The 14,960-nt window shown below is 58.6% G+C and carries 11 protein-coding genes; 6 read left to right on the plus strand and 5 right to left on the minus strand.

Annotated elements, in window-relative coordinates:
* Positions 1–150 precede the first annotated feature (150 nt).
* The 4 genes from AC1Q8Q_RS05105 to AC1Q8Q_RS05120 all read left to right on the plus strand — a co-directional run bounded on the left by AC1Q8Q_RS05105 (position 151) and on the right by AC1Q8Q_RS05120 (position 8,048).
* Entirely contained in the window at positions 151–540 is a 390-nt protein-coding gene (locus AC1Q8Q_RS05105) for a response regulator (RefSeq protein WP_020796812.1), read from the plus strand.
* A gap of 237 nt (positions 541–777) precedes the next feature.
* Positions 778–1,404: a response regulator transcription factor gene (locus AC1Q8Q_RS05110; RefSeq protein WP_020796810.1), complete on the plus strand. Its 627-nt coding sequence runs from the start codon at positions 778–780 to the stop codon at positions 1,402–1,404.
* An 8-nt stretch (positions 1,405–1,412) separates the two neighbouring features.
* The gene (locus AC1Q8Q_RS05115; protein WP_492614875.1) at positions 1,413–5,054 is read left to right on the plus strand and encodes a transporter substrate-binding domain-containing protein; all 3,642 of its coding nucleotides are present in this window, start codon (positions 1,413–1,415) and stop codon (positions 5,052–5,054) included.
* 48 nt (positions 5,055–5,102) lie between these two features.
* On the plus strand, positions 5,103–8,048 hold the full coding sequence (locus tag AC1Q8Q_RS05120) for an HD domain-containing phosphohydrolase (protein ID WP_492614876.1): 2,946 nt from the start codon (positions 5,103–5,105) through the stop codon (positions 8,046–8,048).
* On the opposite strand, the gene AC1Q8Q_RS05125 is transcribed toward AC1Q8Q_RS05120, so the two are convergent.
* On the minus strand, positions 8,049–8,531 hold the full coding sequence (locus AC1Q8Q_RS05125) for a GAF domain-containing protein (protein ID WP_020796807.1): 483 nt from the start codon (positions 8,529–8,531) through the stop codon (positions 8,049–8,051).
* On the minus strand, positions 8,528–9,418 hold the full coding sequence (locus AC1Q8Q_RS05130) for an ATP-binding protein (protein ID WP_033044809.1): 891 nt from the start codon (positions 9,416–9,418) through the stop codon (positions 8,528–8,530). The genes AC1Q8Q_RS05125 and AC1Q8Q_RS05130 overlap by 4 nt, the downstream gene beginning before the upstream one ends.
* Positions 9,419–9,535: 117 nt before the next feature.
* On the opposite strand from AC1Q8Q_RS05130, the gene AC1Q8Q_RS05135 reads away from it, so the two are divergent.
* A complete protein-coding gene (locus AC1Q8Q_RS05135; protein ID WP_083349615.1) occupies positions 9,536–11,899 on the plus strand; it encodes a hybrid sensor histidine kinase/response regulator in 2,364 nt (787 codons plus the stop codon).
* On the opposite strand, the gene AC1Q8Q_RS05140 is transcribed toward AC1Q8Q_RS05135, so the two are convergent.
* From AC1Q8Q_RS05140 to msrB, 3 genes are all read right to left on the minus strand, one after another.
* Positions 11,883–12,344, minus strand: a complete 462-nt coding sequence (locus tag AC1Q8Q_RS05140; protein WP_020796804.1) for a MarR family winged helix-turn-helix transcriptional regulator — start codon at positions 12,342–12,344, stop codon at positions 11,883–11,885. The genes AC1Q8Q_RS05135 and AC1Q8Q_RS05140 overlap by 17 nt on opposite strands.
* Entirely contained in the window at positions 12,341–12,826 is a 486-nt protein-coding gene (locus tag AC1Q8Q_RS05145) for a glutathione peroxidase (RefSeq protein WP_020796803.1), read from the minus strand. The genes AC1Q8Q_RS05140 and AC1Q8Q_RS05145 overlap by 4 nt, the downstream gene beginning before the upstream one ends.
* 210 nt (positions 12,827–13,036) lie before the next feature.
* Positions 13,037–13,432 carry a peptide-methionine (R)-S-oxide reductase MsrB gene (gene msrB / locus AC1Q8Q_RS05150; RefSeq protein WP_020796802.1) on the minus strand — a complete coding sequence of 132 codons (396 nt, stop codon included), beginning with the start codon at positions 13,430–13,432 and terminating at the stop codon, positions 13,037–13,039.
* A gap of 226 nt (positions 13,433–13,658) precedes the next feature.
* Here msrB and AC1Q8Q_RS05155 point away from each other — a divergent pair, with 226 nt between their 5' ends.
* Entirely contained in the window at positions 13,659–14,870 is a 1,212-nt protein-coding gene (locus AC1Q8Q_RS05155; RefSeq protein WP_020796801.1) for a pyridoxal phosphate-dependent aminotransferase, read from the plus strand.
* Positions 14,871–14,960: the final 90 nt, after the last annotated feature.

Genomic DNA, 14,960 nt, shown 5'->3' on the forward strand with positions numbered 1-14,960 from the left:
TCCGGTAATGGCCGTTCAGTCCTGAAGGTCAAAAAACTTTCAATGAATACCGAATTCCCCTACAGCATCTGTCGAGTGCACTGATCGAACGTGCGGTTTTGACAGGAAACAATCACGCCTATCGGTTCCGATAGAAGAAGCGTGAATAATATGATGGACGACAGTCTGCGCATCATGCTGGTGGAAGATCACCCATTTCAGCTCAAGGCTACTCAATGCCTGCTTGAGAGTTACGGCTTCATTCATTTAACCACCAGTGACTGTGCCACGGGCGCATTGCAACACATGCTCAGGGCAGAACAGCCGTTCGATATTTTGTTATGCGATCAGTGCCTACCCGAAGTATCCGGTATTGACCTGATAAAAATTGCCAGTCATCAGGGAATGATCAAGCAGGCAATACTTTTAAGTAGCCTGACATCTACCGAACTGAGCGAACTTGAAAGGATGGCATTCCTCAATGGATTGCCATTACTTGGCTGCTTGATAAAACCTTTGAAACAATGCGAACTGAGACACCTATTGAAACTTATTCCATAACCCTTCGAACAGGCGCAGATGAAAAATCTGTGACCTGCAAATTTTCGTCTGATCGCCATAATTAAACAGCAACACTAATTGCGCCAACCGCACCAAAAACCAGTTGACACGTAAGTAATTTCTTTTTCGCGTGTAGGAACTTTCCTATATTGCCATGACGGACCCGTCAGTTCATACGGCACCTCAACTATCTGAGCTAAGGTGCGCGCTTTATCTGAGCTCGCATGGGATTTGATTATGAACTCCGTTTTTATCGTCGACGATCACCCTGTCATCCGCCTTGCCGTTCGCATGTTGCTTGAGCACGAGGGCTTCAAAGTCGTCGGTGAAACCGATAATGGTGTCGATGCCATGCAGATGGTGCGTGAATGCATGCCCGACCTGGTCATTCTCGACATCAGCATTCCCAAACTGGATGGCCTTGAAGTGCTGACCCGTTTCAACGCCATGCATACACCCCCGAGAATCCTGATATTGACCGCGCAATGCCCGACACTGTTCGGTATACGCTGCATGCAATCCGGCGCCTCGGGATATGTTTGTAAACAGGAAGAACTGAGCGAACTGGTGAGCGCCATTAAAGCGGTACTGTCAGGTTATAACTATTTTCCCAGTGAAGCCTTGAACCCTACCCGTGGTGACGAAGCGCGGTGCGCAGAACTCGAACTGTTCAAGTCAGTCAATGACAGGGAGCTCATGGTCATGCAACTTTTTGCACAAGGTCGCAATAACAAGGAAATCGCCAAGGGCATGTTCCTCAGCAACAAAACGGTCAGCACTTATAAAAAACGACTCATGCAAAAACTCAAGGCCAAATCACTGGTTGAACTCATCGAGATGGCAAAACGTAACTCGTTAGTGTGAGGCACAGGATGCCCAGTCGCTTGAAGGACTATCTGCTGATCATGATCACAAGCTTGTGCCTGTGCATCCCGCTGCACGCCGCCCAGGCCTCTGAGCAACTCACCTTGCTCAGTCGTTCAGCCCCCCTGCACCTGAAAGTCGAGCTGGATCAATCACAGCGACATTGGGCCCGAGGTAAACAGGAACTGATCCTGGGTACTTCAGCACCCGACTATCCCCCCTTCGACCTGACCAGCAGCGGTCATGACTACGAAGGTTTTACTGCGGACTACGCGGGCATTCTTGGCAAGGTCCTTGACCTGCCCATCAAGGTCCGGCGCTTCAACTCCCGGGGAGCTGCAATCGAAGCACTCGAAAACGGCGAGGTAGACCTGCTGGGCACCGCCAACGGATTCGAGGCGAGCAATGACCACATCGCGCTTTCCAGGCCCTATGCGGTAGATCAACCGGTCCTGGTGACACGTGAAGGCGAAACCCGCACGCTCAATGATGGGCTGTCCGGGTTGCGGCTGAGCATGCTTTATCACTACTTGCCCCTGGAGGAGGTAAAGGCCCTGTATCCGAAGGCAATCATCACGTCCTACCCCTCCTACCAGAACGCGATCAATGCCGTTGCTTTCGGCCAGGCCGATGTTTTTCTCGGTGACACCGTTTCAACCCACTACATGATTAACAAGGGCTATCTGAACAACATTCGCATGGCCAGTTTCGGCAAGCACGAAGCCCATGGTTTCAGCTTTGCGGTGCACAAGACCAATCCACAACTGCTCGACATCATCAACACGACGCTCAAGGCTATCCCCGCCAGCGAACGGGAAAACATCGCCAAGCGCTGGAGCGCCGGGAGCGATATCCTGCTCACCGACCAGAAACTGGAGCTCAGTTACAATGAGGAGCACTGGCTGGCGCAACATCCGGTGGTCCGGGTGGTCGTCAATGAGGCCTATGCGCCACTGACTTTTTTTGACAGTGCCGGCAACTTTCGCGGAATTGCCGCTGATCTGCTCGAGTTGATCAGGTTGCGTACCGGCCTGCGCTTCGATATTCAGCGCAGCCGCAGCGACAGCGACATGATCGAGCTGATCAAGACCGGTCAGGCCGACCTGATCGCCGCGCTGCTCCCCAGCGCGAAACGGGATAACTTGCTGAACTTTACCCGTCCCTACCTGCAGAACTCCTACGTCCTGTTGACACGCAAGGCGCACGACAGTCCGGCGAACCTTGCCCAGCTCAAGGGCAAGAGCCTGGCAATTGCCCGAGGCAATCCCCTGGTCGAGTATCTGCGCCGCGAGTTCCCGCAGATCCGGTTGATCAAGACCCCGGACACCTTCAGTGCCGTAGAAATGCTCGCCGAAGGCCGGGTGGAAGGCGCAGTGAATTCGTTGGTGATCGCCAATTACTTCATCGCCTCGCAACTGTTCGAAACCGATCTGCAAATCAGCACCACCATCGGCACCCGGCAGGCGGCGTTCTCCCTGGCAACCGGGCGCGATGCCAAGGAACTCAATGACATCCTCAACAAGGCACTGTTGAGCATCGCGCCACAGGAACTGGGCGTCATCAATAACCGTTGGCGCGGCTATTCGGCTTCCTCGCAAAGTACCTGGCGCAATTATCAACGGCTCTTCTATCAGATCGTCATCGGCGCGGGGTTACTGTTGTTGATCTCCGTGACCTGGAACGCCTACATGCGGCGCCAGATCAATCAACGCAGGGCGGCCGAGCGAGCGCTGAACGATCAATTGGAATTCATGGGTTCATTGGTCAATGGCACGCCTCATCCAATTTATGTACGTGATCGTCAAGGACTGCTGCAAAGTTGCAATGACAGTTACCTGCGAACCTTCAATACCAAACGCGAAGACGTGATCGGCAAAAGCGTGATCCAGGGCACCCTGGGCAACGCTTTCGAAGCTCGGGAGTACCAGGTCGACTACCAGCGTGTCGTGACCGAGGGCACGCCCATGATCCTTGACCGTGCGCTGCACATTGGCGACCGCCGGTTGACGATCTATCACTGGATTCTCCCGTACCGTGACTCAAGCGGTGAGGTCCAGGGCATCATTGGTGGCTGGATCGACATCAGCGAACGGCGGCAATTGCTCGATGACCTGCGTTGTGCCAAGGAACGTGCCGACGAAGCGAACCGGGCCAAGAGTACGTTCCTGGCAACCATGAGTCATGAAATTCGCACCCCGATGAATGCCGTCATCGGCATGCTCGAACTGACGCTCAAACGCATCGAACTCCAGCACCCGGATCGTCCCGCCATTGATGTGGCCTACCACTCGGCGAGGGACCTGCTGGAACTGATCGGGGACATCCTCGATATTGCCCGCATCGAGTCCGGACACCTGAGCCTGAACCCGGAACGGGTCAATCCAGAGGAACTCGTGGCGTCGGTGGCGCGTATTTTCGATGGACTGGCGCGACAGAAGGGACTCGAATTGCAATTGGAATTCAATCCGGCCAACCCGACGATCGACGTGTTGCTCGATCCCCTGCGCTTCAAGCAGGTGTTGTCGAACCTGGTCAGCAATGCCATCAAGTTTACCGAGCACGGCCAGGTCAGGATTATTGTCGCACTGCACCTGACCGAAGAACCCAACCAGGTTCAAATGCTGCTGCTGGTCGAAGACACTGGCCCGGGAATCAGCCATGAGGATCAACAACGCCTGTTCGAACCTTTCGCCCAGGCCGGAAATGCAGCTCAGTCGGCCAGGGGGGGTGCCGGGCTTGGCCTGGTAATCAGCCGCAGCCTGTGTGAGATGATGAACGGCAGCCTGCAGTTGAGCAGCCAGCCTTGCGTCGGTACCCGGGTGAGGATTTCATTGCCGTTACCCACACTGCCTCGCCAATCACGGGAGCAAATAGCTGAGCCCACCATCCACTGCGCCACGGTCCCATTGAATGTGCTGGTGGTCGACGACCACGCGGCCAATCGTTTGCTGATGTGCCAGCAGCTGGAGTTTCTGGGCCACCGATTCAGCGTCGCGGCAGATGGCCAGGCTGGCTTGGACGCATGGAAATCCGACACATTTGACCTGGTGATCGCCGATTGCAACATGCCGGTCATGAACGGATACGAACTGGCCAAAGCCATTCGTCGACATGAACAGCATGCACAATTGCCGCGCTGCACCCTCTTGGGCTTTACCGCCAATGCTCAACCGGAAGAGATTCAACGTTGCAAACAGGCCGGGATGGACGACTGCCTGTTCAAGCCACTGTCCCTGGCCGCCCTGGGTCAATGGGTCAAGGGCATCCAGCCCGCGGGCGCCGCACCAGCCTTCAGCCAGCAAGGCTTGCATGTGTTGACGGGTGGCAATCCGACGTTAAACCTGCGCCTGCTGACCGAACTGCTGAGCAGTAGCCGCCTGGATCGACAGGGCCTGCAAGCGCTGTCAGGCACACAGGAACCACAGGCATTTCTCGACATTGCCCATAGAATCAAGGGCGCCGCCCGAATCGTCCAGGCCACTCGGTTGATCGACAGCTGCGAGGCGCTCGAGGCTGCCGGCCATGCCCCCTTCTCCCCCGAGAAAGTAAGCGAATGCTGCGACGCCGTAGAGCGCGCCTTGCTCGAACTGGAGCAGGCATTGCTGCAACAAATCGAGCAAAACGCCCCCTGCACAGTGAGCGAGCCTTAACTATGCTTGGACGCGGAGCAGTGTGTTAACCATCACGGAGTGACCTGCATGCCCAGCCCACTGCGTCCGGATCAACGCCGTTTTCCCCTGCACGTTCATATCAGCGTGATGTTCACTTGCCTGCTGTTGCTGACCGGGATCGTGCTGGGCATTTTCAACTATCAGCAAACCACGCAAATCATTCTGTCGAGCAGTGAAAAACTGTTCAGTCGAATTGAGCAGGACGTGCGCCTGGACCTGCACGCCACCTATGAACCGATTCGGCACCTGCTGAGCCTGTTGACGCATACCCCTGCCACCCAGGCGCTCGATCTGCAGCAGCGCCTGGCGTTGCTACTGCCCTTCAGTCAGTCACTCCAGGACAACCCCGACCTGGCTTCGCTGTACGTGGGGTACGACACCGGTGACTTCTTCATGGTTCGCCCGCTGCGCACCCCAGATCAGAAGGCGTTACTCAAGGCCCCGGATACCGCGGCCTACCAGGTCTGGAGTATCGAGCGAAACAGCAGCGGCCAGGTGCATTCGCAATCCTTGTTTTTTGATCGGGACCTGACGCTCGTCAGCCGTCAGGACAACCCTGAAGAAACCTACGATCCGCGTGGCCGCGCCTGGTTTATCAGCGCCAGCCAAAACGCTGACCAGATCACCACCGAACCCTACGTTTTTTTCTCGACCCACAATGTCGGTACCACCCTGGCACGGCGCAGCGGCGAGCATGCCGTACTCGCTGCCGACCTGACCCTGGCCGAGCTTTCGGCCACACTGGCCAAACATGTGGTGACGCCCGCTACCGAGATCGTGCTGTTCGACGCGCAAGGCAATGCCATCGCTTATCCCGACAGCCGTCGCCTGATCGTTGACGATCAAACCGCCCACCTGAGCAAGGCCGCCGACCTCAGTCCCGCCCTGCAGGCGCTGCTCAGTACACCTGCGCCGGGTAATCGCCTGACTGCCATGGGCCGTCAATGGATTGTTGCGCGTAGCCGCATGCAGGAAGGCGGCCCCCAGGGGCTGCAACTGGCAATGCTGATACCTGAAGATGAACTGCTCGTCGATGCCTACCGCATGCGCTGGCAAGGCGCACTGATTACCCTGGCGACCCTGCTGCTGTGCGTACCACTGGGTTGGCTGACGTCCAGGATCCTGGTCAAGCCCCTGCGCTCCCTCGTGCAGGAAGCGGATGCCATTCGCAGTTTCGATTTCAACTTTCCGGCCACACGCCGCTCTCCGGTACTTGAGGTCGACCAGCTAAGCCTTTCCATGGAGCGTATGAAAGATACCCTGGCAAGCTTTTTCCAGATCACAGACAGCCTGAGCGCCGAGACCCGGTTTGCCCCATTGCTGGAGCGGGTGCTGTTTGAAACGGTAAGGATCGGCCGGGCCCAGGCTGGCCTGATCTACCTGCGCGAAGGGGATGGCGACCTCATGGAACCCCAGGGCCTGGTGATCAACGACACCGCACACGCCCTGTCTTCATTCGACCTTCGCGCACACGCATTCAAGGACACAGACAGCCCCGCCTGGCTGCAGCAGCTGTCGACAGCCGACAACGTTGTCACCCACCTGGGCTTCGAACAGGCGGGGGATCTCCAAAAAGTCCTGCTGGCAATGGCCTGTCCCCGCGTTCACCTGATCGGCATCCGCTTGCACAATCGTCACAACGAAACCGTCGGCCTGTTGGTGTTTCTGCTGGCCGACAGCGGCAACCAGAGCGACCTGGACAAACTGCGTCCCGACCGCATTGCATTCCTGCAGGCGGTGTCCGGTGCCGCCGCTGTGAGTATTGAAAGCCATCGCTTGCAGGACCGGCAAAAAAAGCTGCTGGACGCCTTCATCAAGCTGCTGGCCGGCGCGATAGATGCCAAGAGCCCCTATACCGGTGGCCATTGCCAACGAGTTCCGGCGCTGACGTTGATGCTCGCCCAGGCCGCAGCAGCCAGCCAGGACCCGGCTTTCAGCGGCTACCAGCCTACGGACGATGAGTGGGAGGCGCTGCACATAGCCGCCTGGCTGCACGACTGCGGCAAAGTGACAACCCCGGAATACGTCGTCGACAAAGCCACCAAGCTCGAAACCCTGAACGACCGCATCCACGAAATACGCACCCGCTTCGAAGTGCTCAAGCGCGATGCCTGGATCAACTATTGGCAAGCCATTGCCCAAGGTGGCGATGAGCAGCCCCTGGCGCAACAGCGCGATGCCACTTTGGCGGAACTCGATGACGATTTCGCCTTCATCGCCCGCTGCAACCTCGGCGGCGAGACCATGGCCGAAGCCGATCTGCAACGCCTGCGCAGTATCGGTCAACGCACCTGGACGCGGACCCTGGATGACCGCCTGGGAGTTTCCTGGGAGGAGAACCAGCGCCAGGCACGCACGCCCGCACCGACGCTGCCCGTCTGCGAGACGTTGCTGGCGGACCGGCCCGAGCATCTGTTCGAACGCGCCGAAGCCGAAGTGATTGCCGAGGATAATCCCTGGGGTTTCAAGCTCGATGTCCCGCATTACAAGTACAACCGCGGCGAACTCTACAACTTGAGCATTACCCGAGGCACCCTGACACGCGAAGAGCGCTACATCATCAACCACCACATGGTGCAGACGATTCTGATGCTCAACCACCTGCCCTTCCCCGAGCATCTGGGCAACGTAGCGGAGATCGCCGGCGGTCACCACGAAAAAATGGACGGCACGGGTTATCCGAAACGCTTGAAGCGTGAGCAGATGAGCCTGCCGGCGCGGATGATGGCGATTGCCGATATCTTCGAGGCGCTGACCGCCGCCGACCGCCCCTACAAGAAAGCCAAGACCCTGAGTGAAGCGCTGGGCATCATGGCCAACATGTGCCGGGATGCCCACATCGACCCACAGTTGTTCGAACTGTTCATCAACGCGCAGATTTATCTGCAGTACGCCCGGCGCTTCCTCGACCCACAACAGGTCGATGCAGTGGATGCGCCAAGCCTGCTGGTCAAGGCAGGCTTGAGAGCGTGATCAGCAGTCGGTCAGGCGCAGGAAAATAGCGGCCAATTGCTCGATGCCCGCTTGATCCTGCGCGGTGAAACGCGCCAGTTGGGGGCTGTCGAGATCGAGCACGCCGATCAGGCGACCGTCCTTGACCAAGGGCACGACCAGTTCGCTGTTAGACGCACTGTCGCAGGCGATATGCCCGGCAAACGCGTGCACGTCTTCGACTCGCTGGGTTTGCAAGGTCGCCGCCGCCGTCCCGCACACGCCCCGGCCGAACGGAATCCGCACGCAGGCGATTTGCCCCTGGAACGGCCCCAGCACCAGCTCCCCATCACGATTGAGGTAGAACCCGGCCCAGTTCAAGCCCTCGAGTTGATTGAACAGGAACGCGGAAAACTGAGCGGCGTTGGCAATGAAATCACGCTCATCCGCCAGCAAGGACTCCAGCTGCGCGTGCAGCATGCCGTAGCCCTCGAGGCCCTGGCCGCTCTTTTGTAAATCGATCATGCCTTGTGCTCCAACAGTTTCAGCCCCACCCAATAGCGGGCAAATTGATACGCGCAACGTCCGTTGCGATTGCCCCGGCCCGTGGCCCAGCGCACCGCAAGGATGTCCAGCTCTTCGGTGCGTTGCCACGGCAGGCCTGCCCTGTCGGCCAATTGACCGATCCAGTGTTCGACCACATCGAGGAAGTGCTCCTGGGTGAACGGATAGAACGATAGCCACAACCCGAAGCGATCCGACAGGGCGATCTTGTCTTCCACTGCCTCGCTGGGGTGCAATTCACCATCGACCCGTTTCCAGTTTTCGTTATCGCTTTCCTTTTCCGGCACCAGGTGTCGACGGTTGGAGGTGGCGTACAGCAACACGTTGTCCGGTGCCTGTTCGAGCGAACCGTCGAGAACGCTTTTGAGCACGCGATAATCGCCCTCGCCTGACTCGAACGACAGGTCATCGCAGAACAATACGAAACGCTGCGGTAGCTTGGCGAGCTGCTCGACCACCCGCGGTAAGTCCGCCAGGTGATCACGCTCGATTTCGATAAGGCGCAGACCAGCCTCGGCGTGCTCAGCCAGCAAGGCGCGCACCAGCGACGATTTGCCAGTGCCACGCGAACCCCAGAGCAGGGCGTGGTTGGCCGGCATGCCATCGAGGAACTGGCGGGTATTTCGTCCCAGTTGCTCCACCTGGCGGTCGACGCCGATGAGGTCGCTCAGACGCATGTCCAGGCTGACCTGCAGCGGCAGCAGAAAACCGCTGCGCCCCTCACGCTGCCAGCGCGCAGCCAGGCAATGGGTCCAGTCGATGGCTTGCCGAGGGGTGGGCAACAACGGTTCGATACGGGCCAGAACGGCATCGGCACGTTCAAGAAAAGCATTTAATCGGGAATCCACGTCTTCTCCTCGGGCACGTTCACAGTAATGATGTCGATACAGCAACGAAATACAGCGTTCGATGAACGGTCAACCGCCCTGTAGCGGGGCTCGCGGGATCACCCTGCATGATCGACTATGCTTGAGCAGCGAAGGAAAACGGAAGTGATTCAACACCCCATGGACATCAAGTTCACCAACCGGCTGTCTTACAAACAAGCGCGGCTCACCGTGCTGGTCGGTTTTGTTCTGGGTATGCTGCTCAGCGTGCTGCAAATAGGCATCGATTATGCCAGTGAAGACGCCTCCATCAACCGCGAAATCCTGTCTTTACTCGAAATCAGTCACAACCCCGCCTCGCGCATCGCCTACAACATCGACGCCGAACTCGCCCAGGAACTGACCTTGGGCCTGTTGCGCTCACCTGCGATCGTCGGAGCGAAACTGACAGACAACAACGGCAGTATCCTGGCCAAGGTCAAGCGTCCAGGCCTGCAAAGCGACTATCGGGTCTTGAGTGACCTTCTGTTCGGGGCCAACCGGCAGTTCGAAGACCGCCTGTACCTGGATCATTTGCCCAACGAATCCCTGGGTACCCTGCAATTGGACGTCGACACTTACTCGTTCGGCTACCGATTCCTGCGGCGGGCCGAGGTAACCCTGATCAATGGTTTCGCCCGCAGCCTGCTCCTGAGCGGTATCCTGCTGGCACTGTTCTACGTGATGCTGACCAAGCCGTTGGTGCGGGTCATCCGCGAACTCAGTGGCCGCGATCCGCGTAGCGCGGAGCCGACCTCCCTGGAATGTCCGGCGGGGCATGCCAACGATGAAATCGGCGTACTGGTGAAAGTCGCCAACCAGCAATTCGAAAACATCGCCACCGAAATCCAGCAGCGACGCAACGCCGAAAACCGTCTGACCGACTATCTTGGCCAGCTGGAAAACATCGTTTCGGCGCGCACCACCGAACTCAAGACCATCAACGCCCGGCTCAGTCAGTCCAACCAGGAGCTGGAAGTCGCGCGCAGTACCGCCCTGGACATGGCCGAAGCGCGTTCCGTGTTCCTGGCCAACATGAGCCACGAAATTCGCACCCCCCTCAATGGCCTGCTGGGCATGATCGCGCTGTCGCTGGACGGCCCGCTGTCTGCCGAGCAACAGCAACAGCTGGCCATCGCCCATGACTCGGGCAAAGTGCTGGTGGAGTTGCTCAACGATATTCTCGACCTGTCGAAATTCGATGCCGGCCAGCTCGAACTCGAGCACATCCCGTTCGACCTTGGTTCGCTGGTCGAAGACACGGCCAACCTGCTGTCGCAGAACGCCGCGCCGAGTGTCGAACTGACCTGCCTGATCGATCCGGACTTTCCTGCGCTGGTGCTCGGCGATCCGACACGGGTCCGGCAGATCGTCAGTAATCTGCTGTCCAATGCGCTCAAATTCACCCGTTTTGGCCGGGTCGATGTGCGTCTGTCGACCTACCAGGATGGCGTCAGCATCGAAGTCTGCGACACCGGCATTGGCATCCCCCGGGATGCTCAGGTGAAGATCTTCAAGCCCTTCACCCAAGCCGGGGCCGGGATCACCCGACAATTTGGCGGCACCGGGTTGGGTTTGGCCCTGACCCACAACTTGTGTGAAGCCATGCAAGGCCGGCTAACCATCAGTTCTGAACCCGGTTTCGGCAGCCAGTTCTGCGCGCAACTGCCCCTGCCCAGTCACACCCGGGCACTGGCCCCGGCTCCCCTGCAGGGCAAGGTCATCGCGATTACCGCCGCCAGCAGCGGTCTGGCGGAACTGCTGAGCCGTGTATTGCCCGGGTGGGGGCTCGATTATCAGCAACGGTCGATCGATGATCCATTGCTCGGCCTGAACCCCGATGTTCTGATCACCGACTGCCCCGAGTGCCTGTTCAACCTGCGCCCTACCGTCGGTGCGCCCATCCTGCTGGTGACCGCTTACGGCAGCTTCATGCCCAGCGAACAAGTCAGCGCCCTCGCCCCCCTGCAGCAGCAGGCGCGCCCACTGGCACGCAATGCGCTGTATCAGACTTTGCGACGAATCTTGCTGGCGCAAACCGACACCCCCATCGATACCCGCGTCGATAGCCACGTCCCGCAGCGACGTGCGCGAGTGCTGCTGGTGGAGGACAACCCGGTCAACCAACTGGTGGCCAAGGGCATGCTGGGTAAACTCGGTTGCGACGTGATTGTCGCCGCGCACGGAGCCGAGGCGCTGGATCAATTGGAAGGCCGCGACTTCGATCTGGTGCTGATGGATTGCAATATGCCGGTCATGGACGGCTATGAAGCCAGTCGGCAAATCCGTCGCAGTGGTCGGTGGCCGCAACTGCCCATCGTCGCCCTGACCGCCAACGCCATGTCCGAAGAACGCGAACGCTGCCGTGCGGCGGGCATGAGCGACTACCTGGCCAAACCTTTCCGCCGGGAAGAGCTTGCCGCCCTGCTGGACGTTTGGATACCAGCTACGACAACGCCTTGATTTGCCCCAGCAAGTGGTCAAGGCCGTCGCGCAGGTCATTCAGCCGATCCAGATCCACACCGCTGTCGCATAACAGGCGGGCCTTGAGCGGCCCGACCTGATCACGCAGTGCGGTGCCCTTGGGCGACAAGCTCAGGTGTACCTCGCGCTCATCGCGCGCCGAGCGCTGACGCTGAACCAGTTGCAACTGTTCAAGACGCTTGAGCAGGGGCGTCAGCGTACCGGAGTCCAACGCCAGGCGCTCACCCAGCGCCTTGACCGTCGGCTGCTCCGGGGCAACCGCCTGCCATTCCCACAACACCAGCATCGCCAGGTACTGCGGATAAGTCAGGCCCAACTGATCGAGCATCGGCTTGTAGGCGCGAATGACCGCGCGGGACGCCGCATACAGTTTGAAGCAGAGCTGGCTGTCGAGGCTCAGCGAGTCGACGGACAAGCTGTTCATTTGAGCAGTGCTTCGATCTCACCGCTCAAGTCCTGCGGCTTGGTCGCTGGTGCGAAGCGCTTGACCAGCTGGCCGTCCTTGCCGATCAGGAATTTGGTGAAATTCCACTTGATACCTTGGGAACCGAGCACACCCGGTGCACGCTTTTTCAACTGCACAAACAAGGGATGGGCGCCGTCGCCATTGACTTCAATCTTTTTGAACAGCGGGAAACTGACACCGTAGTTCAGCTCGCAGAACTCGCTGATCGCCCCTTCGTTGCCCGGTTCCTGCTTGCCGAATTGATTGCAGGGGAAGCCAAGCACCACCAGGCCTTGATCCTTGTAGGTCTGCCACAGTTCCTCAAGGCCTTTGTATTGCGGGGTGAAACCGCATTTGCTGGCGGTGTTGACCACCAATACCGCCTTGCCGGCGAAATCCGCCAAGGTTTTTTGTTCGCCCTTGATGGTGGTGCAAGGGATGCTCAGGAGGTTGTCGCTCATGATCGAGGCACTCGAAAAGGGGTGATGCGACAAACATAGCGAGCAATTGAATTGTGTGCAATCTAATAAATCCCACCTGCCCCTCAATCCACACTCAATCCCTGTAGGAGCTGCCGCAGGCTGCGATCTTTTGATCTTGATCTTTCGCGATATAGAGAAAAAACAAAGATCAAAAGATCGCAGCCTGCGGCAGCTCCTACAGGGTTCGCGTTACGAGCGGGGTACCAGGTCCAGGCACACAGAGTTGATGCAGTAGCGCAGGCCGGTTGGCGGCGGGCCATCCGGGAATACGTGGCCCAGGTGCGCGTCACATTTGGCGCAGACCACTTCGGTGCGGATCATGCCGTGGCTGACATCACGAATCTCGGTCATGGCGCTATCGCCGATCGGCGCATAAAAGCTTGGCCAGCCGCAGCCGGAATCGAACTTGGTGCTGGAATCGAACAACGGCTCGCTACAGCAGATGCAGTGGTAGATACCGTCGGTCTTGGTGCCGTTGTACTTGCCGGAAAACGGGCGTTCGGTGCCCTTGAGGCGGCAAACGTTGTACTGTTCCGGATCGAGCATGGCTTTCCATTCTTCCAGGGTTTTTTCCAACTTTTCCATCATCACACCTCAGCAACTGAAAAAGCCCGATCTGTACCTTTTCCACGGATCGGGCGGCACGTATGATTGCGCCTCGTCAAACGCCAGTCTGGCAGCCAGGCCACGCGCATTCAAACGGATTTATGGGTGCTGCCTCTCAAGGCGTCAGGCCTGTGTGATTACGCAGGATTCCCAGCACGGTTGTCCACACACCGCCTGGATCGTTCATTTTCGGGAACACATCGCCATGCAGGTCAGCAAATCGAACAAGCTCGCCAACGTCTGCTACGACATTCGCGGCCCAGTGCTCAAGCACGCCAAACGCCTGGAAGAGGAAGGCCATCGCATCCTCAAGCTGAACATCGGCAACCCGGCGCCCTTTGGTTTCGAAGCGCCGGATGAAATCCTCCAGGACGTGATCCGCAATCTGCCCACCGCCCAGGGCTACAGCGACTCCAAGGGCCTGTTCAGCGCGCGCAAGGCCGTGATGCAGTACTACCAGCAAAAACAGGTGGAAGGCGTCGGCATTGAAGACATCTACCTGGGCAACGGCGTTTCCGAGCTGATCGTGATGTCGATGCAGGCCCTGCTCAACAACGGCGACGAAGTGCTGGTACCGGCGCCCGACTACCCGTTGTGGACCGCCGCGGTAAGCCTCTCGGGCGGCAACCCGGTGCATTACCTGTGCGACGAGCAAGCCAACTGGTGGCCGGACCTGGCGGACATCAAGGCCAAGATCACCCCGAACACCAAGGCACTGGTGATCATCAACCCGAACAACCCGACCGGTGCGGTGTACTCCAAAGAAGTCCTGCTGGGCATGCTGGAGCTGGCCCGCCAGCACAACCTGGTGGTGTTTTCCGACGAAATCTACGACAAGATCCTGTACGACGATGCCGTGCACATCTGCACCGCGTCTTTGGCGCCGGACCTGCTGTGCCTGACCTTCAACGGCCTGTCCAAGTCCTATCGAGTGGCCGGTTTCCGTTCCGGCTGGATCGCCATTTCCGGACCAAAGCACCACGCCCAGAGCTACATCGAAGGCATCGACATGCTGGCTAACATGCGCCTGTGCGCCAACGTGCCGAGCCAGCACGCGATCCAGACTGCACTGGGTGGCTATCAAAGCATCAACGACCTGGTGCTGCCGTCGGGGCGCCTGCTGGAGCAGCGTAACCGCACTTGGGAACTGCTCAACGACATTCCCGGTGTGAGCTGCGTCAAACCGATGGGCGCACTGTATGCGTTCCCGCGGATCGACCCGAAGGTCTGCCCGATCCACAACGACGAAAAATTCGTCCTCGACCTGCTGCTCTCGGAGAAGCTGCTGGTGGTGCAAGGCACGGCGTTCAACTGGCCATGGCCCGACCACTTCCGCGTCGTGACCCTGCCGCGCGTCGATGACCTGGACATGGCCATCGGACGCATTGGCAATTTCCTCAAATCCTATCGCCAGTAAGCAGCCAGTCACCGTGCGATACCAGAAACATCGCACGGTGATTCATTCTGCAACATATGCTCGCGCCCTACCCGTGACCTCACTCCCGAT

This window comes from Pseudomonas sp. GW823-FHT06B06, assembly GCF_058795195.1.